This is a genomic window from Vulcanisaeta souniana JCM 11219 (assembly GCF_026000775.1).
GTDB lineage: Archaea > Thermoproteota > Thermoprotei > Thermoproteales > Thermocladiaceae > Vulcanisaeta > Vulcanisaeta souniana.
Map to the genome: position 1 here is coordinate 1,100,874 of NZ_AP026830.1, position 18,838 is coordinate 1,119,711.

Annotated in this window: 16 protein-coding genes and 1 pseudogene; 11 read left to right on the top strand and 6 right to left on the bottom strand. The window is 49.4% G+C overall.

All coding sequences use genetic code 11. The features are described from left to right. Positions 1-107 precede the first annotated feature (107 nt). Both Vsou_RS05915 and Vsou_RS05920 read right to left on the bottom strand, forming a co-directional pair. The gene (locus Vsou_RS05915; protein ID WP_188602256.1) at positions 108-7,667 is read right to left on the bottom strand and encodes a hypothetical protein; all 7,560 of its coding nucleotides are present in this window, start codon (positions 7,665-7,667) and stop codon (positions 108-110) included. 131 nt (positions 7,668-7,798) lie between these two features. After that, complete coding sequence (locus Vsou_RS05920) at positions 7,799-8,950, bottom strand: hypothetical protein (protein WP_188602255.1); 1,152 nt, start codon at positions 8,948-8,950, stop codon at positions 7,799-7,801. A gap of 95 nt (positions 8,951-9,045) precedes the next feature. On the opposite strand from Vsou_RS05920, the gene Vsou_RS05925 reads away from it, so the two are divergent. Both Vsou_RS05925 and Vsou_RS05930 read left to right on the top strand, forming a co-directional pair. Continuing rightward, positions 9,046-9,783 (top strand): hypothetical protein, encoded by a 738-nt coding sequence (locus Vsou_RS05925; protein ID WP_188602254.1) that lies wholly within the window; start codon positions 9,046-9,048, stop codon positions 9,781-9,783. Positions 9,784-9,824: 41 nt separating this feature from the next. Further along, positions 9,825-10,043 (top strand): annotated as a pseudogene (locus Vsou_RS05930) (type II toxin-antitoxin system RelE family toxin); the annotation flags it as partial. On the opposite strand, the gene Vsou_RS05935 reads toward Vsou_RS05930, so the two are convergent. Next, positions 10,038-11,120 (bottom strand): AAA family ATPase, encoded by a 1,083-nt coding sequence (locus tag Vsou_RS05935; RefSeq protein ID WP_188602252.1) that lies wholly within the window; start codon positions 11,118-11,120, stop codon positions 10,038-10,040. The pseudogene Vsou_RS05930 and the gene Vsou_RS05935 sit on opposite strands and share 6 nt — an antisense overlap. A gap of 66 nt (positions 11,121-11,186) precedes the next feature. On the opposite strand from Vsou_RS05935, the gene Vsou_RS05940 reads away from it, so the two are divergent. From Vsou_RS05940 to Vsou_RS05950, 3 genes are read left to right on the top strand one after another with little or no spacing between them, the layout of a single operon-like run. Then, positions 11,187-11,567: a retroviral-like aspartic protease family protein gene (locus tag Vsou_RS05940; protein ID WP_188602251.1), complete on the top strand. Its 381-nt coding sequence runs from the start codon at positions 11,187-11,189 to the stop codon at positions 11,565-11,567. A gap of 30 nt (positions 11,568-11,597) precedes the next feature. After that, entirely contained in the window at positions 11,598-12,011 is a 414-nt protein-coding gene (locus Vsou_RS05945; RefSeq protein ID WP_229709652.1) for a HEPN domain-containing protein, read from the top strand. Then, on the top strand, positions 11,999-12,322 hold the full coding sequence (locus Vsou_RS05950; protein ID WP_188602250.1) for a nucleotidyltransferase family protein: 324 nt from the start codon (positions 11,999-12,001) through the stop codon (positions 12,320-12,322). Before Vsou_RS05945 ends, Vsou_RS05950 begins: the two co-directional genes overlap by 13 nt. Before the next feature lie 183 nt (positions 12,323-12,505). On the opposite strand, the gene Vsou_RS05955 is transcribed toward Vsou_RS05950, so the two are convergent. Both Vsou_RS05955 and Vsou_RS05960 read right to left on the bottom strand, forming a co-directional pair. Then, positions 12,506-13,198 (bottom strand): hypothetical protein, encoded by a 693-nt coding sequence (locus tag Vsou_RS05955; protein WP_188602249.1) that lies wholly within the window; start codon positions 13,196-13,198, stop codon positions 12,506-12,508. A gap of 36 nt (positions 13,199-13,234) precedes the next feature. After that, positions 13,235-13,789 (bottom strand): 30S ribosomal protein S4, encoded by a 555-nt coding sequence (locus Vsou_RS05960; protein WP_054843112.1) that lies wholly within the window; start codon positions 13,787-13,789, stop codon positions 13,235-13,237. Between the two features lie 57 nt (positions 13,790-13,846). On the opposite strand from Vsou_RS05960, the gene Vsou_RS05965 reads away from it, so the two are divergent. The 4 genes from Vsou_RS05965 to rrp4 are packed head-to-tail and all read left to right on the top strand — an operon-like array spanning position 13,847 to position 16,996. Continuing rightward, positions 13,847-14,716 carry an ABC transporter ATP-binding protein gene (locus Vsou_RS05965; RefSeq protein ID WP_188602248.1) on the top strand — a complete coding sequence of 290 codons (870 nt, stop codon included), beginning with the start codon at positions 13,847-13,849 and terminating at the stop codon, positions 14,714-14,716. Beyond that, positions 14,703-15,461, top strand: a complete 759-nt coding sequence (locus tag Vsou_RS05970; protein WP_188602247.1) for an ABC transporter — start codon at positions 14,703-14,705, stop codon at positions 15,459-15,461. The genes Vsou_RS05965 and Vsou_RS05970 overlap by 14 nt, the downstream gene beginning before the upstream one ends. A gap of 47 nt (positions 15,462-15,508) precedes the next feature. Continuing rightward, entirely contained in the window at positions 15,509-16,207 is a 699-nt protein-coding gene (locus Vsou_RS05975) for a ribosome assembly factor SBDS (RefSeq protein ID WP_054843109.1), read from the top strand. 51 nt (positions 16,208-16,258) lie between these two features. Further along, positions 16,259-16,996 (top strand): exosome complex RNA-binding protein Rrp4, encoded by a 738-nt coding sequence (gene rrp4 / locus Vsou_RS05980; protein ID WP_188602246.1) that lies wholly within the window; start codon positions 16,259-16,261, stop codon positions 16,994-16,996. Here rrp4 and Vsou_RS05985 read toward each other — a convergent pair. Further along, on the bottom strand, positions 16,965-17,939 hold the full coding sequence (locus Vsou_RS05985; RefSeq protein WP_188602245.1) for an acyl-CoA thioesterase: 975 nt from the start codon (positions 17,937-17,939) through the stop codon (positions 16,965-16,967). The genes rrp4 and Vsou_RS05985 overlap by 32 nt on opposite strands. A gap of 86 nt (positions 17,940-18,025) precedes the next feature. Between Vsou_RS05985 and Vsou_RS05990 the strand changes: the two genes are divergently transcribed. Beyond that, on the top strand, positions 18,026-18,547 hold the full coding sequence (locus tag Vsou_RS05990; protein ID WP_188602244.1) for a nicotinamide-nucleotide adenylyltransferase: 522 nt from the start codon (positions 18,026-18,028) through the stop codon (positions 18,545-18,547). Positions 18,548-18,673: 126 nt separating this feature from the next. Further along, complete coding sequence (locus Vsou_RS05995; protein ID WP_054843280.1) at positions 18,674-18,814, top strand: TFIIB-type zinc ribbon-containing protein; 141 nt, start codon at positions 18,674-18,676, stop codon at positions 18,812-18,814. Positions 18,815-18,838: the final 24 nt, after the last annotated feature.

Below are 18,838 nucleotides of genomic sequence, written 5' to 3' on the forward strand. Positions count from 1 at the left end.
GAGTTAAATATAAGGTTGTTGGATCGGGCGAGGAGGAAGGAAGAGGAGGGAAAGGATTTGAGGGAAAAATTTTGAGGTTTTAAAGGCGATTTATGTATTTAGGGCGATTACTTCGGCGGGCCCAATAGACCAGCTAACCTCTTCCTCCTCCAGTTGCTGTACTCAATCAGCAGTATCACTATCAGTATCACCACTATTATTATCACAACAGCCAGCAGTATGAATGTACTCGTCGGCACAAAGCCAACACCGGGTATGTAGTAACCACTCACCGGTATCGTCAGTGTCTGCGTCATTGTCTGCCCAGCCTGACTACTCGACAAAGTCACCGTGGTGCTAGCGCTCTTTCCATAGCTATAACCAGTCACTGTACACGTTATTGAACCGCTGCTCGGTATTGGAACTGTCACTGTCTGCGAACCAACACCGCTGGCCACTGGCACAGCACCGCTTGGTGTCTGGCATGTGACATTCACAGTAGCCTCATTCGTCAATGGAGCACCACTGGCACTCACTGGGGTAACTGTTAACTCAACAGCCGGTACTGACACCTGTATTGGCGTCGTTGCGTTACTGCTTGTTACGTAGTAGGTGTAGGTGTAGCCCAGTGGTATGCCCTTCCACGACTGCACTGACACAGTTACCTGGGCCGCAAACGGTGATATTGGTACCACGAATGTGCTGGTTGATACTTGGCCTTGGGCATTCGTTGTTGCGGTCGTGGATGGAATTGCTGTGGCTGTCGTGCACGTGCTTGGTGATGGCACTAGCGGCGATACTGTGTATGTATAGCCAACAATTGTTAATGCTGGTGACACACTGGATATGGTCACTGGGCACTCTGGTTCGGATACACTGTAGCTTAGTGTAACGCCCGGCGCTGGGCCGAAGCTTGATAGTACAACCACTATGTTTGCCGTGGTCAGTACATTGCTTAGTGTGAAGGATTCAACGGCCTCCGTCGCAGTCACAGTCCTCTGTATACTGAAGGTATTCTCAAACACAGGCACCAACTTAAGCGATGCTCCACTGCTTATTGCCTGCTGTATATCCTGCCACGTCAGCGGTGTACCATTAGCTGCGTAGTACACAACTACGTAGTAGTTGGTTGGCGGTAATTGACTTGTGGCTGGTGGGTATATCCTGTAGTCAACCGGAGTTATTGAACCGTCAGTACCAGTAACATTGAAGCCTAGGAATTCATTACCCATTGTTGGCTGGTCAAACACAACAACCAGGGCGCCAGGTATTCCAGTACCAGCAGCATTCTTTAGGTACACAGTGGCGGGTACGACGTGTGTCTCAACAGTAGCTGTTGCTGTTGCATTACCCAGCGTCTGTACATCGGTGAGTATGCTTGTGTCGTATATGTTGATGTATGGGTAGGCGCCATTTGTTATTGTGTAGAGCAGGCAGCTGTCGTACCAGTACACAACAGTCCTGCTGTTGGCTGGCAATGGCTGTAGTAATTGACCATTAACACCACTGAAGTCAATAGCTATCGATCCAGTGCCCGCGCACAGTACTGGCGTTGTGCTCGTGCCGTAGGAGACAATCATCTGGTTGGGTAGCGGCCTACCATCCCAATCCTCAATTGACGCTAGCGGTATTGTTGGGTAAGTGAACACCATCTTAGCCTCAGTATCACTACTCGCACTCGGCAGTAAGTCTGGCGCTGATGAAACACCAACATAACCAGCAATATCCCACTTACCACTGACTGGGTATGCCTCATGGTCATACAGTATTGCCTGAGCACCAACTATTGAACTTGAGTAGTTGTAATACGACTCATAATACACACTACTCCTGGCACTCTCACCAAACTGCGGTATCGTCACCGTCGTATTCACATTATCTAATTCACTGCCTGCGTATAGCGTTGTGAAGTTAATTGTTGGTGACTGTAGTGGAGCCTCCAGTTGGCTTATGTTGTAGGTGTGTGTTCCAATACTTACCTGGCCATTCGGGTACACTGTGAAGTTCAGTGGCATGCCGTTGGCTAGGTAGAAGGTGGCGTTAGGCGGTGTGTAGTAGAATGTTGCTGATAGGTCCGGTATGTATGGCGTGTAGTTGCCTAGGTCACACCACGTTGATGCGAACTCATAGCTACTACCATAAATATACTGGGCAGGTATCTCAGCAAGCATTCCTGGAGCAATCTCAGTGGTTGGTACGCTCAGTGGGTAGTTGCTGCCTGCTGATGAGTATGTGAAGCCTGTCACGAATATTGGGAACGAGGCGTTGTTGTATATGTCGACGCTCTCCAGGGCAATCGTCCTAATGTTATACACGCCATTGGCCGGCATAGTGCTCAGAGTCACATTCCACAGGTCCTCTGGGAATAGTGTGTCATTCCTTAGCATTGGGGCTGATGTACCGCCTGTACCAGCGCCAATCGCGGTCATGTACAGCGAGCCGCTGCTTGATACTGTGCCAAGCGGTAATTCACCGGTATTCACTGCTGATGCTCCCTGCTCAGGCGTTATGTAATTCAGCAACACGTAGCTACTTATTGCCAGCTCAGGCAGTGGTGATGGGGACGTCGGTGTGTACTGGCTTGGCTTTATCACTGCGGTTATGCTTCCATAACCAATGTTCTGCGTAACTAGGTAACTACCGCTTGATGCGCCCATCACCCAGAACCTTGCAATCCTCGTACCATAGGCACCGGTTGTCGGTGCCCACCATGGTAAGTCAAACACAGCCTCACCACTGCTTGGCACTGGTATCACAACAGTCAGTGGACTGCCGAAGTACGGGTACCACTCGGCATTAGGTGATGGGTATGAGAACGTTATGCTCATTGTGCCCGTGCCGGTCGAGTTGGTGTACAGATTCTCGGTGTAGTAGCTTATTGTACCGCCGAAACCGCTGCTCAGTACTGGGTACTGCACGTGCACGTGATCAGCAGCCGCTGCCGGTGGTAGTATGTATAGTGAACCGCTGCCGTAGATGTAGAGCACCACTGCGACTTGCTGCACATTCTCCACTGCATTCTCTATTGCGGCAACATTCAGTGGTAGGTATAGCGGTATTGTCCTTGTCATTGCCTCCTGGAATGTTGATGTCTCATTAGTGCTATAGACGAAGTACCAGCCGGTGGCGTTGGCAGCGTACACGCCTATTGTTGCGTTGGTTATTGAGGTCATTCCAGTGGCGTTTATGTAGGCCTCCCACAGCCTGTAGCTGGCTATGTTGTGCGTTACTATGTTGTGCGTTATGTAGTACGTGAAGTTCAGCACCGAGTAGTACTTCTGTGAAACCTCCACCGCATACGTCGTTGGGCTAATGCCACTTAGCTGCATAGCCTGTACTGAGGCTGATGGTAATGTTCCATTAAGCAGGACATAGGTTGGCGCTAGTAATGACTCGTTAATCAAAAGCCTATACTCACTGTAGGAGGCACTTGGCGCGTATAGGAATGTGTCGTTCGGGTAGGCAGTGGTCGTTGTGCCCAGTGTTGTTGAATACGTCGGTATGCCCATTGTCAGGTTGAAGACTACGGCGGACGGCGTTGCACTGAATACGTTCGGGTAGATACTAGTCATGTATAGTGGTGTTAGGCTTGTTATTGGTGAGCTGGAATTGACGAAGAAGCCCATTAGGTTTGGCAGTACGTAACCAGCCATTGAGTAGACGTTATTGACGGGCTCATAGCCAGGGACTGTCCTTGGGTTGTAGTCAACGGTTGTTGTGCCGTAGGTCTCGACCATTGCGTAGGTGCCGTTGTTCATTATTGCGTAGATGTCACTCGGCATTAGTATTCCTGAGCCAGTCACGTTGAATGGGTATAGTATGTTGCTTATGTAGTTCTGGGCTACCGATGTGCCTAGTGATGTTCCTGGCATTACGTACTCCCTGTAGAGCACGTCTGTGAATGTTAGGCCTAGGTAGGTGTTGCCCACTGGGTATAGTCCGCTCTTGCTGGTTATGTTGAAGGTGACTGGGTATACGCTGGTCTCAATGACTATGCTGCCTGGCGGTACCGAGACTGCCTTACCGCCTTCATAGACTGTATAGCTTGTTACGTACTGTACCTGCCCGCTTGGCGTTACCACGGCTATTTCATTGGGTTGTGGTACAGGGACTAGCTGGTTGAATACCTCCTGGCCTAGGTAGTAGACCTTCATTGGGAATACTTGGCCTGGCATGAATAGCCTCACGAATATGGTGCCCTCGTGAGGCGCTATTGATGGGAAGCTGAATACGGCGTATGGCGATGCAGTGCTGTAGTTGGCCAGTGTGGCGGCTAGTATGTAGTAGCTGTAGTTGCCCGTGTACCACATTGCGTACTGCTGCAGGCTTATTGAACCGCTCTGGTACTCGGACTGGGCGGTGCTCATTAATGACTCGAACTCGCTCTCTATACCCCTGTACACAGGTTGCATCCAGGTCTGTCCAACAACCCTGAAGTCAGTTAGGTTGTCGTAGAATTTGAAGGCAGGTGTTGTTGTTTCCCACTGGCTGGCTAGGTCATATGGGCTGTACTGGTCAGCGAGCACCAGGGTCACGTTGTAGTAGAAGCTTGGGCAGTAGCTTGGTGTTGCGCATGGGTAGACTGGCTGGCTACTCAACACATTGCCCTTCAGGTCAGTCACGTATACATTCAGTGTTTCAACAGGCACGGTTACTGGAAATACCTGACCACACACAGCTGTTGTCGGCACTGATAGTGGCTCGTAGTATATCGTCAAGTTTTCGTCAAACGGACCCCTGGTACCCAGTGTGTATGCGTAGTACCCACTTGGTATGTTCAAATCGCTTGCGTACTGGCTATAGGTCTGCCCGTATGTGGTTGATACTGAGGCGTAGGAGTAGGCGCTGTCCGTGGATGGGCTTATCGTCCTCACCTTAAGCATTACGTATGCCTTACCCTGCGGCTGTATGTAGCTGGCGTTGAGTGGCACGTTCATCACATACACGAAACCACTCGAGTTGGTTATTGCGTGCCACATTTCGAAGGTTCCGTTGTAGTTGTAGACGCTCACTGCGAAGCCCCACAGTGGGTAGGCCGGTGTTGTGTTGCTCTGAACCTCCACATTAATATCGATGAGCGGGAAGTAAACAGTACTGATAATTCCTGGTGTCAGTACGTAGTTGTACTCAGGCTGCCTACTGGTGTAGTTGACACTTGGCATTGTGTAGCCGTAGTAGTTTAGCGTGAAGTTGAATATGGGTGACATGGCCACTATGTACGGTACGCCAGACAATGAGGATATCTTTAGGCCTATTGGTGATGTTATCTTCATTATGTAGGCCGATGAACTCAGTGTAACCGGTGTTAGTGTTATTGACGCACCGCTTGGTGTCATTTCACTGACGTAAACCGTGCCAGAGGTTATTGTCTCATTGCACAGGTTGAGGAATTGCACGTTATAGACTGTGTACGTGGCGGCTATAAATGCCCTCTCCACCGTGACGTTGGCAAACACTATGGTACCTGCACTTGGATTTACACCAGTTGGTGTTGTGACCGCTAGTTCACCAGCACTTCCATAGAACTGCGCCAGCGTTGCATTACTGCCATACACCGGCTGGAATATTGGTACCTCGGGTGTCGTGAACTTGTATTGTTCATTGAAGATCCCTGGGGAGCCTGTGACGTTGTAACCAACCTCGTAAACTCCGTAGCCAACCGTCATCCCATTGTATGTAAGCCAGAAGCTGTAGTAGTAGTACTGGGCACCCGTCGTGTAGTTACTTGCTGTTAAACCAACATTACCACTCCTTGCAGTTATTGATGCAGTGAGTGGTGGCGCTGGGAACCAATTGACCTCAGGCGTTACTAGTATACCGGCTATTGATGACTCCTCAAACGGCGGGAACTGGGCTATTGTGGCCGGGTAGTAGGTTCCGTACGTGGTCTCGTTAGTCCACACCTGCTCCTCATAGTACAGCATTCCTGACTCTGCACCACTTGGTGGTGATTGCTGTATTATTGGTGACTGAGAGGAGAACATGTAGTAGGCGGTTATGTAAGGCACTTGGTTGGGGCTAAGAGGTAGCTGCTGCGTTGCGTTAGTACCTGCCGCAAACTGGGTTATGTTTATGAAGACCGGCATTAACGCCACCGTTACGTTATTTATCCTGACGCTGGTTACTCCACTCACGGATAGTGTTGCCGTGAACACAGGCTGATTCTCATAGAATATGTAGAGCTCTGGCGTTGGGAACCCGGTCTGTGTTAACTTCGGTGTTCCAGCAAGTCCGGTGGATGTTGGTGCGCCTGTGAAGTAGCCCACCGGCACTAATGCGGGTGTTGATTCATAGTACAGTAGGTAGTTCTCGCTAACCACAGTGGCGGTTGGCGTTGTTGAGAGTAACCACTTGACGTAGAGCTTCTCGGCAAGTATTGGGTTGGGTATGGACGTGGCATTACGAATTATTAAATTACCCTTCAGATCAGTGACATTACCAAGGTAGAACTCCACAACAGGCACGCCAACGAGTAGCGCTGGGTCAACGCCAGTTGCATTACATAGTGCCGATAAATAAATAAATGTTCCAGAGTACCAATCATATGCTTGAGCAGCATTGAATGACTCTGGTGTTGTACCTGCATTAACCGTTGCGGTTGTGTAATTAAACAGCACCACCGACTGGCCACTTGGGTATACGTCGCTAACGGTTATGACTATTGGCTGGGCAGTGACGCTTGGGTAGTTGTGGTCTTTCGTATTTAAGCCACTGAATTCGTTGGTTACGTAGTATATTGGGCCGAAGCCCGTATAAATACTCTGTAATGCGGTTGATACCGTGCTGTTGTACGTGGTTGGTCCAAATACCGTAACACCAGTGCCCAGGGTCACCGAGGCCTCCAGCTGTGGTGATGGAGGTAATGATGATGGCTTTACTGACGCACTAGTGGTTGCTCCAACGTATAGGAAGAAGAAGTAGAGGTCTGGTAGAACAACGTATAAGTCACTCGGTGTTGTCTCAGCGCCATGGACCGGCCTGAACAATGGGTATTCATATGCCGTCACATATGTACCGTTTGGTAGTTCGTATTTCACGGTTGATGTAACAGCGGGTATTAGGCTCTCTTTTATTGTTGGTGATACCGGTATGTAACTGCTGGTGCTGACTGTTGTTAGGTTGTTCATTAGGTGCTGTAGGTCCATGAATGTTGATGTTACGTTGAGGACCATCCAGTTGGCTCCTCCGTAGCCGTTTAGGACTATTGCTATTGTCCAGTTGGCGTAGACCTGGTTTGGTTGTATTCCGTTGGTTAGTGTTGTGCTTACGGTCCAGGTCACGCCACCAGTTGAGTTGGCTGTGGCGGTTGCCGTCATTTCAATTGGTGAGTAAAGCGTAAACCCAGTACCATTCCAGTAGTAGACGTCGCTTGCATTGGCTATGTATATGCTGAAGGACTTACCGGCTGTGAAGTACCAGGGAACCATATGGTCAATTAAGCTGGTATAGCAAGCTGATGGGCATGTTGGTGTTACTCCGTACTCAAGTCTTGCGTCTGTTAGGTTCCAGTACATTGTGTAGGTGTAGGTCTTTGGCGGTATTGGTACTGATACTGGTCCGTAGGGTCCGTATGTTACCTGTGCCAGGGCTAGGTGCCCCAGTCCGGCAACTACTCCTATTACTAGTAGTAGTGTTACTACCGGTAGTATTGTTTTTGTTATTTTCCAGTTGGTTTTGGTCCTAGTCATCGGGCATCAATGCAGGACTGGGTTTATAAGGGACTCGCTTGGAAGGGTCGTTGGACTACCTCGTGGAACTACTGCGTTCGTGGAACAAATAAATAATATATTTATAATTTAACGGTAAATATATATTTAAATCAACCAGGCACCTCAACTGTGGCCGGTTGCCCAGGGGCATCCAACCACGTTGGGTAGCTCTGTGTTGTGCCCGTGATGTTCCATACAAACCATTGACTTGGGAATCCCTGTGGGTACGTAATCACCATCACTAGGTAGTACCCGCCCGGCACTTGTTGGTTCATGTTCATCACTATGTTGTAGGTTATTGGTTGTGGTAGTGTGCACCAGATAAAAAACTTGTTATACTGATTGTACACATAGTAGCATGTATTTCCCTGCAGCCCTGGGAATTGTATCCAAGTCATGTCAAAGGCGCACTGGGCCGTTAAGTGAGCGCCGTTGCATGTTGGGTTTAGCCAGGTTGCGCTGTCCTGGCTTAGTACGTAGAGGGTGAAGTATTGGGGTTGCCTGATGAAGCTTGTACCATTTAGGAATGTTATGCTTATGCCTATTGCCGTGCTGTTAATGGGGTTAATTGTTACTTGCGGCCAGTACCCGTTGTATACAGTCGTGTCTATTGGGCCGGGTGGTGGTGCTGGGCATGTGGTGTAGGCGCCATTAACACCAATGCCTCCGTAAATGTTTATGCAGCCCCACTGCCCAATGCCGTAGTCCTTGGTTATGTATGTGTTTAGGCCGTTTAACGGGCCGACTATGTAGTTCGGGTCTATGTGTAGTAGGTAATAATTATTGCCCAGCGTTATTATGACCCCTGGGTACTGGTTTTGTTGGTTCTGCCCCGTGGTTATCACCGCCGAGACCCAGTGATACAAGTAGTAACTAATTGGGTTAGCGCCTAGGGCTGGGTTACCTGCGTCTGTTTGCGCTGGGTCAAGTATCACCGGCCCTACACTTGTTAGCAATAATTCGGGTTCTGTGCTTTTACTCACGTACTCATAAGTCGTGCTATTAATAACCTCGAAACCGCTTGGCGCCACTGCGCCTATTATTGTCACCGGGCCCTTGGTGCTTATTAACGCGCCTCCCTGTGTTACTAATCCGCTATACGTCGCGGCTGCCTCGCCCACGGTGTTCACGTGGTTTGCCGCTATGCCCTCCAGGGTTATTATCATGGACATAACCTCAACGGCAATGCCGATACCCATGAGTAAGGCAATTAGCACTAGTACCCCGGCGAGTATTGTCGATAGTGAACCCCTGCTCCTCATCAATAGAATAACTATCAACTTAATTAATAAGGCACTACGGCGATGCGCATTGCTCTGAAGCAATAATTTAAAGGGGCATAATTTTAAGCAACTATATGCTAGCGCCAGTTATACTACAGCAGTACTTAGTCCCAAAACCCGTGGGACTTGTCGGGACCGCAGCGATATCCATGGGGCGACTCGGTGATTACGCAACGGCCTTAGGAATATCGAACGACTTAGTAGGTAATATTACGAACGCCTTTAGGGATGCCTTAGATAACGAGGTTTACGCGGTTTTAAACGCTGAGGATGTTACGAACACGTTTTTAATAGACCTACCGATATTCACGGGTAGGGTGATTAACCTCATGATTAGGTCTACCCAGGATGTGGTTAGGGGCATCAGTCTCAGTAAGATTTCCATTAATGATTTTAACAGGGCTGAACTAGCAATCAGTAGGGAATTGGCTAGGTTAATTAGGTCCACTAATTACCCACATGCTGAGGACCTCGTCTATGCGTTGTCCATGCTCATTGAGTATGATCTGTGGGTTGTGAATAACGTGGTTAGGTACGGGTTTAATGAGGTAATAAGCAGGATAAACGAACGCGCACTTAACGAGGCCGGTGAGGCATCGGCGTATTTAATGGCCACGGCATTTGCTTGGTACTCATCAACATCCGCGGTATTGGGCATGGTTAGGGAGTACAGGGAGGGCAATAGGGACCTACTTGCCCGCTGGTCAAGGGAATACGCGGATGAACTCGACGCATACATAGACACGCTAGATCTACTAATCAATGACGAGACCTATGAGGCGTTGGTGGAGGAGGGTGTGATTAAGCAGTGAAGATGTACGGCGTGGAGTTCTCGTAAAAGGCCAAGAGGTCGCTAAGGAACCTTCCAAATGATGTGCGCGATGGAATCCTCAATAGGATTAATGAATTAGCTAGCAACCCTGTTTGCGAGAAGGGACTTAAAGGAAGGCTTCAGGGGTTGTGCAGGGCAAGGGTTGGTGACTACAGGATAATATACTCAATAGATCACGAGCACCGCATTATAAGGATAATCGACGTTGGTAAACGGGAGAATATCTATGAAAGACTATGAGCGCGTGAAGTACCTGGCCCTAAGCACTGCGTACCTAACTATTGGGTCTGGAATGCCGTACCAATCACCATCCTTGGTCAGGAACCCCATTTTGACCAGGTTGTTTAGGTCCCTAGAGAGAGTTGCATTGGTTGGCCTCTCACCCATCCTAGCCATTAGGTACTTCATGACGTCACTCCACCTGGCCTTACCGAGTACGGCGACCGCCTCCATTATGTACCGGTAGTACTGGCTCCTCGAGAATAACTCCTCAAGCTCAGACCTAACTAGGTTGGCGCCAATCTCCTTAACCTCATTGATTGCATCCTCACCCCTCTCAGGATAGAGCCTACCAAAGTATACAAGCCAGCCGGCAATACCGCCCAGCTCATCGACGGCCCTCTCAATGACCCTATCATCAACGTTAATGCCTAACTCCCTGAATCCCCTCCTAAGGAACTCAATGGATCTCTCCCTATCGAATGGCCTAAGCTCAATAACATGGTAATACCTACCATAGAGCCCGGATGATGGGTCGTCAAGGCCCAGGAAGTCGTGTAAGAGACCAACCTCATTACCCGTGAGTACTAGGGTTATGTTCCTCAGGTGGTCATAGGCGTATGCCAGTAATGGTCTGAGACCGATCGTTGAGTATCTGAGGTACTGGGCCTCGTCGAAGACGAGCACCACGTGCTTACCGGCATTATTAATCGCCTCAAGGATCTTTGCAATCCCATCCCTAATCCTCGAGGCGCTAAGTCTAAACCTAATGGGGCCAAGGGATACGTCAATCTCGTCAATGATCCTCCTAACCCCCTCCCAAAAACTGAGGTTGCCCAGTGACATCCTTAACTCATTGTATATCCTCTCCGCGGGCACCTTCCTCGAGACATTATCATAAAGCTTCCTAACGTCGATGAATACGTAGTCAATGCCCAGGGAATTAAGTACTGAAAGCACGAGGCTTGACTTACCGACCCTCCTAATCCCAAGCACAAGGACCAACCGCTCATTAAGGCCGCTCCTAAATCTCTCTATCTCTGCCTCCCTGTCAAAGAGCTCGTCCAGTGAGGTCTTGGGCTCAGTGCTGAAGAGCAAGTATCACCCCCGCTACTAAGTATCACCCTCAATACTTAAGTTTTCCGAAACGCATATTAATGAATTATGGACCCTAGGTTAGTTGTGGGGCATGTGTATGTTGATGTTGAGTTAATTGGTGTTAAGGGGATTGGTAGGTTCAGGGCTCTTGTGGATACTGGCACCGCATACACTGTGGTTCCAAGGAAGGTCGCTGAGGAATTGGGTATTGCCGGCACTAGTAGGCATGTCAGGGTAATGACTGCGAGGGGTGAGGCAATGCTTGAGGAGGGTATTGCGGTTATTAGGTTGATGGGTGAGGAGAGGACCAACGTGGTCCTGATAAGTGATGAGGTCAAGCAGGTACTCATTGGGGTGACCACGCTGGGGGCCTTCGGCCTGAGGGTAGACCCAACCACAGGCAGGCTGGAGAGGACCGGCGTACTACTCTTAACTCTATATCAATAGGTTTATTACCCTGGATGGGGGATTAATGCCTTGATTAATTCTATGAGCCTCGACGCCGCTGAGGACTTCATGAGGAGGGCTGAGGAGTACATGGTGGTTGCCCGGGTATCCTTCGAGAGGAGTTTTTACAATGCCGCAGCTGTGAATGCCGAGATAGCTGCTCAATTATCAATCAAGGCGTTACTCATTAAACTTGGGATTGAACCACCAAGGACCCACAACATTAGGTCATTACTGGGTCTAGTGGCTAATCAGTTGGGGGGTAATGCTGGCGAGGAGGTTAGGGCATTCGTGAGTAATAATCGTAGAGAATTAATAATACTGGAGGATTCAAGGAGTCTTGGTCAGTATGGAATGCCTAGTGTCGATAGGGATAGGGCTGAGATTGCCTTGAGGACTGCCGAGTCCATAATTGAATTGGTGAGGAGGTTATGGAGCCTGTGAGGAGGATTAAGCTCCTTAGGGATTGGAGGTCGTTGGTCAACGCCGTTTTACCAATACTCAGGAGGTATGGGGTTGAGTGTTATGTCTTTGGTTCCGTAATCACGGGTAGGATCACGGGCTCGAGTGACGTGGATGTCCTCCTGGTAATCAGTGATGGTGACCCACTGGAGGTTAAGGTCAAGGTCCTCGAGGAGGTTGAGGATAGGCTCGGCGATGTAGTTCACCTACTTGATATTAAGGTTGTTAATGCCAGGGATAAGGGTAAGCCGCCGTACGCGTGGTTCCTTAGGAATGCCATTAGGATCTTTTAGGTGGGGCTCATTAATTTTATTCACGGTATTGAATCAATAATGAGGACGACCATGGCTATGGCTAACCTGCTAGGCGGCTTTGAAGTCAAGGGTTGTAAACGCCCTAATTGATACTAGTTCGATCAAGGCACTGGCAGGTTTAGTTAAGAGAGCACAACCCTTATCAGCGACAGGGCTAGTGCATCAGCACTTCTTCTCCTCCTGCCCACCCTGCCCCTGCTGCTTCTGTGACTGTTTCCTAATGGCTTCACCAACCATTATACTCGCGTATATATGAAGCTTCCAGGCCTCCGGGTACTCACCGTACTCCCTAACAACCTTCCTCGCAAGCTCACGAAGTTCGAGGGCCTCCTCCAGCGTTAATTCATCCCTATCAAGCAACTCCTTGATCCTATCCCACTCCTCCTTACTTAACGGGTTGCCAGAAACCGCGAGCCTCATGACCCTCCTAGCCTCGTTACGAAGCATAGACGCCTTCTCAGCCTTTAATAAACCCTCGGCGCTGAGGTACTCAACGAAAAACTCCTGATAATCACTATAGGCCTCGGCCAACCTACTAATCCTCGTATTAACCTGGTTAAACCTCTCATCAACATAATTCCTCAACTCAGTAATCCTCATATCAACATAGCTCTTCAAGTCCTTCTCCAACTTATCGAATCTCTCATCGATTTTTTCGAATCTCTCGTCAATTTCTTCGAATCTTTTGTCGATTTGTTTGAATCTTTCGTCGATTTGCCTGAAGTGCTCATTAATCTCCTTAAACCTCATTTCAATTTCCTTAAACTTACCACCGAGCCAATAAAGCGTCGTACCCAAAATCGTAACTATAGTAACCACAGGCCCAACAACACCCAAAATCAACGAAACATCCATCGATGTGTATTCCATGAACTTGAATAAAAACCTTCCTTAGACTGATTGACTTTGCTGCGCCTGTTGTGTCTCCTGCTGCGGCTGTGCCGTTGACCTCCTTAGTATTGGGCTTGTTATTGCGTAGGTCACCCTATCCTCGAGCTCCCTTGGCACCAGGTAACCCGGTGACTTAACTACCCTGCCGTCAACGGTTATGTGCCCGTGGGTCACCAGTTGCCTCGCCTCGTAAATAGTCTTTGCAAGGCCCTTTCTGTAGACAATGGATTGTAATCTCCTGTCCAGTATTGCCCTTACGTCCAGTGATAGTACGGCGTCCAGCGGTATCTCCTGCTCCGGGATGAAGCCAGCCCTGAATAGTCTGGCCTTAAACTCAGTCTCCAGCCTTGCCCTCTGCTCAATGGGCATTGAGAGTAGTGACCTGGCCCTGTGCTTGATCTCCCTGAGTAATGACTTCGAGAGCCAAAGCTCCCTCTTATTCCTAAGGCCATACTCACCAATGAGCCTAAGTTCCTCCTCAAGCAACTGCCTATTCCAAAGCCTCCTTGGCTTACCGCCAATGTACTTCTTCCTTGGCTTCCTTGGATCGCCCATTCAAGCGGCATATGCATAGAACCCTTTTTAAATTTGAGGTCCCTCAGCAATCACGTAATGCAGGCAATAATGGCAAGCAAACTGAGGAGGAGTTTCGGAGGTAGGGACGTGCTGAGGGGTGTTGACCTGGACGTTGATTATGGCGTGATAGCCACATTACTCGGGCCAAACGGCGCTGGCAAGACCACACTCATCAGGATATTAACTACGGAGTTGATGCCGCATGGTGGTGATGCCTACGTTGCCGGGTTCGATGTTGTTAGGCATGCCTCTGAGGTTAGGCGTAGGATTGCGGTGATTCCCCAGGATGCGAAGCCCATATCCTACATGACGCCCCATGAATTCGTATACTCATACCTACTCCTCCGTGGTTTACCCAGGAATGATGCGGGGAAGGCGGCTAGGGATTCACTTGAGGAACTTGGTCTTTGGGAACTTAGGAATACGCCCATTTATCAGTTGTCTGGTGGTATGTCGAGGAGGGTTCTCGTGGCCGCCGTCCTCGCTTCCAGTGCAGAGGTTATTTTCCTCGATGAGCCCACCGTGGGTCTTGACGCTGCCTCAAGGCGTGTCGTGTGGAACTCCCTTAGGCGTTACAGTAATGATGGCGCCACTGTATTCCTAACAACGCATTACATTGATGAGGCGGAGCAAATATCGGATGTTGTTTATCTAATTGATAATGGTCTAATAATCTCGCGGGGAAGGCCTAGGGAGCTTGTTGAGAGGTTGCCTGGTAAGTACGTAGTTGAGTACCCAGTATCGGCAGGTATTGATTCCTGCATTAGGATTGGTTCTTCATGTTTTTCCTTCGTGAATTCCCTCGATGAGGTTGGGGACGGCGCCATTAGGGTCTCGCCCAAGTCCCTTGAACACTATGTCCTTGTTACCATTAAGTCCTGGGGTGAAGAGAATGAGGAGGATTAGGGGTGGTTTAATGCATCAGTTGAGGGCTGTCCTGGTGCTTGCTTGGTTGAATGGCTTACTGCCAATAATTAGGTCGCCGCTGTGGGCCATATCCACCCTCGCAACGCCAATATCCCTACTCATACTACTCACTGTGCTTTATCGGGGCATCGGCATGATGATGGGCATAGTCGGTGGACTCGTCTGGACAATGCTCTCCAGCGGTACGGCCCTCATTGGCGACGCCGCGTATTACAGGCTTGAGCTTAAGTTTCAGCAAATGATCGTGGCAACACCAACTAACCCACTGGCTTACACGATCGGTTTGGCGCTAAGTGAGGTGATCTTTACGCTGCCGGGTATTGTTTTGTTTGTGGTCTTGCTCGTTCTCAAGACCTCGGTCTCATTATGGGGCACCCTGGGGATCACGGCATCACTGGTATTGCTTTGGTACGCCGTGTCTTCCGTTGCCTTCTACGCATCGACGCTGTTCACGTACATTAGGTACACGTGGGCCGTCGTTAGTCTATTGACGCTCGCCCTTGGTGTCCTGCCGCCGGTTTACTACCCAGCAACGTACCTAGGTGGTGCTTGGTGGATTGCTTACCTAGTGCCAACCTCTGCGACTGCCATGGTTGTACAGAGTGCCGTTGGGATAACCCATTACTCAATGTTGCAGTTGGGCATGTCCTACGTCTCCAGTATTGCCTGGTGCTTGGTGGGTACGGTCCTCACCCTGAGGGTTGCCAAGTGGAGGACCCCGTAGGTTATGTGTGGAAGAATTAAAAATTCCCCTGCATAGGATTAGTTGATATGAGTAAGAGGAATTACGTGATTGCCAGGTATGAGAAGGATGACTACGTCTTCGAAATACTCGTTGACCCAGACGCAGCTCTGGACATGAGGCTAGGCAAGTCTATTGGTATTGATAAGGTGTTGATTACGGACACGATTTATAAGGATGCAAGGAAGGGCCTTAGGGCCAGTGAGGAGTCGTTAATGAGGGTCTTCAAGACCACGGATCCTAGGAGGGTGGCTGAGTTCATTGTGAAGAATGGTGAGTTGCCACTCACGGCTGACCAGAGGAGGAGACTCATTGAGCAGAAGAGGAAGCAGGTAATTGATTGGATTAGTAGGAATTGCATAGATACTAGGACTAGGACTCCCGTGCCTCCGCAGAGGGTTGAGGCTGCCATGCAGCAGGTCGATGTTACCATAGACCCATTTAAGCCTGTGGAGGAGCAGGTCAACGCCATAATAAAGGCCCTCCAGAGGATCCTACCTCTTAAGGTGGCCGTTAGTGTTCTTGAGGTGAGGGCTCCCGCTGATTATGCCCATAAGGTTAGGAGTAACCTGTCGAGGATGGGTAGGGTGGTTAAGGAGAGGTTTGAGGGCGATGGCTCGCTGGTGATGCAACTTGAGGTTCCTGCCGGGCTTCAGGACACGATTATTGCCAAGGTTAATGAGTTAACGCATGGCACTGGCGATGTAAGGATTGTGTCCACTTCATGAGCAATGCGCGGGATTAAAAATAAATTGGGGATACAGGCAGGGTATTTGATTATGCCTCTCTATGTCAGTGATAGGCAGATAGTGCTGCCTGGCGATGCCGTGGCCACCAGGGATTATAATGTGGGTGGTAGTGTTTATTGGGATGGCGATGTTGCGTACTCTGCCGTGGTTGGTCTCGTGAATGTAAAGAGCGAGAGGGATGTGGAGGTTATACCCTTGAGTGGTATTTACAGGCCTAGGGTTGGCGATGTGGTTATTGGGTATATAGTCGACATTGGGCTTACTGGCTGGACTGTCGACATTAAATCCCCATACTCAGCATACCTGCCTGTTCAGGAGGCTACCCTGAAGCCCATTGATCTAACCACGGTTGACCTAAAGGATCTATTGGGTATCGGTGATATTGTGCTTGCAAGGATAATAGACTTCAACCTAACCAGGGATTACCCAGTCACGTTGACGCTTAAGGAGGCCAGGCTTGGTAGGATCGAGGGTGGGACACTTGTTGAGATCGATGCCAGCAAGGTGGCTAGGGTGATCGGTAGAAGGGGCTCCATGGTTGGTATATTTGATGAGGAGCTTAATTGTGATGTCACTGTTGGTCAGAACGGTAGGATTTGGATCAGGTGTAGGAATCCCGAGGATGAGCCGTTCGTTGCCAGGGTCATAAAGCTCATAGAGAGCGAAAGCCACACGAGCGGGTTAACAGATAGGGTCAAGGCAATAGTGTCTCAGTATAAGGAGAAAAAGGCGGGTACTAAGGCTCAGGGCTCATCCACATCCTCTTAATCCTAGCCAACTCCTCATCCCTAACCTGCCTCCTCCTCTCGCCCTCAGCGAACAAACTTTTCTCATAGTCGTTAATAGGGACATACTCAGGAACAGGCGCTGGTTTTCCACTACTATCGACATGAATGTATGTGTAGTAAGCCGTGCATACATGCCTGGCTTGTCCGTAGGCGCCCTCAGCAATTACGTCAAGCATGATCTCCATCGATGACTTACCAACGTAGGTAATCCCAGCTCTCACGGTGACTATATCCCCAACCCTAATTGGGGCGTAAAAAGCCGTCTCGTCCACAGAACCCGTCACGGCTGCACCACCGGAGTACCTGGCTGCGAGTAGGCCGGCTATTTCGTCAAGCCAAGCCAATAATCTACCGCCAGACACCAGGTTACCAACGAAGGCATCAGACGGCATAGCCCAGCGACTAGACTCGACACGCCACTTAAGTCCCTTGGTTGGGTCTGTTAGGTCAAACCTCTTGAACTTCCTATCCTCAATCTTCCTCTTTCTCTCTTCATATCTTTTCTTGGCCTCCTCATAGATCTGCCTCTCGTCATTGGTAGGCTCAAGCACGTTATTTATAGGCCTTGGAACACCATACTCATCAACAGCCACGTAGGAGGCGGTTGCCATGGTAACCAGTTCCTGCTTACCGCCAGGACCCTCCTTCGAGGCTTCAATACGGACTTCCATTGATGATTTACCAGCATACTCAATCCTCGCCTTGAGTATGACGAATTCCCCAAGCCTGACAGGCCTTATGAAGAAGTGCCTGTCCAGGTATGCAAGGACTGCTGGACCTCTTGAGAATCGCGTGGCAGTTACTGTGCCTATGTTGGCCATCCACTCGAGCATTCGACCGCCGAAGAGGTTGCCGAGGGAGTTTATGTCAAAGGGTTGAATGGCCTCAACAAGGATCATCTCCGTGCCCTTAATACTAACCATATTAATTAGGTACTTAACAACTTAAATTTTAAGGATTAACTATACGGAAATAGATAAAACAACCTTGCCTAACAGTGTTGATCGGTATGGCGAGGGCGTTGTTCATCGGGAGGTTTCAACCATTGCACAGGGGACATGAGGAGGTGATTAAGTGGTTATTGGGTAGGCATGAGGAGCTTGTGGTAGCCATTGGGTCGGCCAATGAATCATTCACACCGAAGAATCCATTCACTGTTGGCGAGAGGATTGAAATGTTGATCTCAATGCTTAAGGAGCTGAACCTAATTAGTAAGGTCATGTACTGCGCAGTGCCCGACACAAAGGGTGACTCAGCCCTGTGGTATGCCTACGTACATGGGCAATGCCCCTCATTCGATGTTGCCTATACCAATGATGAGTTCACGAGGTTGTGTTTCGAGTATGGCAATGTAAAGGTCCTAAACACACCATTCTTCAATAGGGAGACCTATAGTGGCACAAGGATTAGGGAGTTGATGGCGACCGGAGATAAGTCATGGCGGGACCTAGTGGCTACAGGCGTACTGCCTGTGCTGGGTAGGATAAATGCCGAGGATAGAGTTAGGAGATTAATGCAAAAACAAATTTAAGGGGGTTGCCTACGGCAAATACCCGTGAGTGAGGAGTTCTTTGAGGAGGGTGGAGAGGAGACACCGGCCAATTCATTGAGTGAGGGAGGCGAGGGCGAGGCACCTGGCGAGGTTGCCGGTAGGAAGATGTATATGTGCCTTAGGTGCGGTAGGGTTTTCTCACTTGAGGATATGATAACGCCAGGCGTTCACTGCCCATACTGCGGTTATAGGATAATCGTTAAAATAAGGTCCTTCCAAACAAAGAGAATAGCAAATATTGAGTAGGGCTTTTTACCAGACTGTTTTATG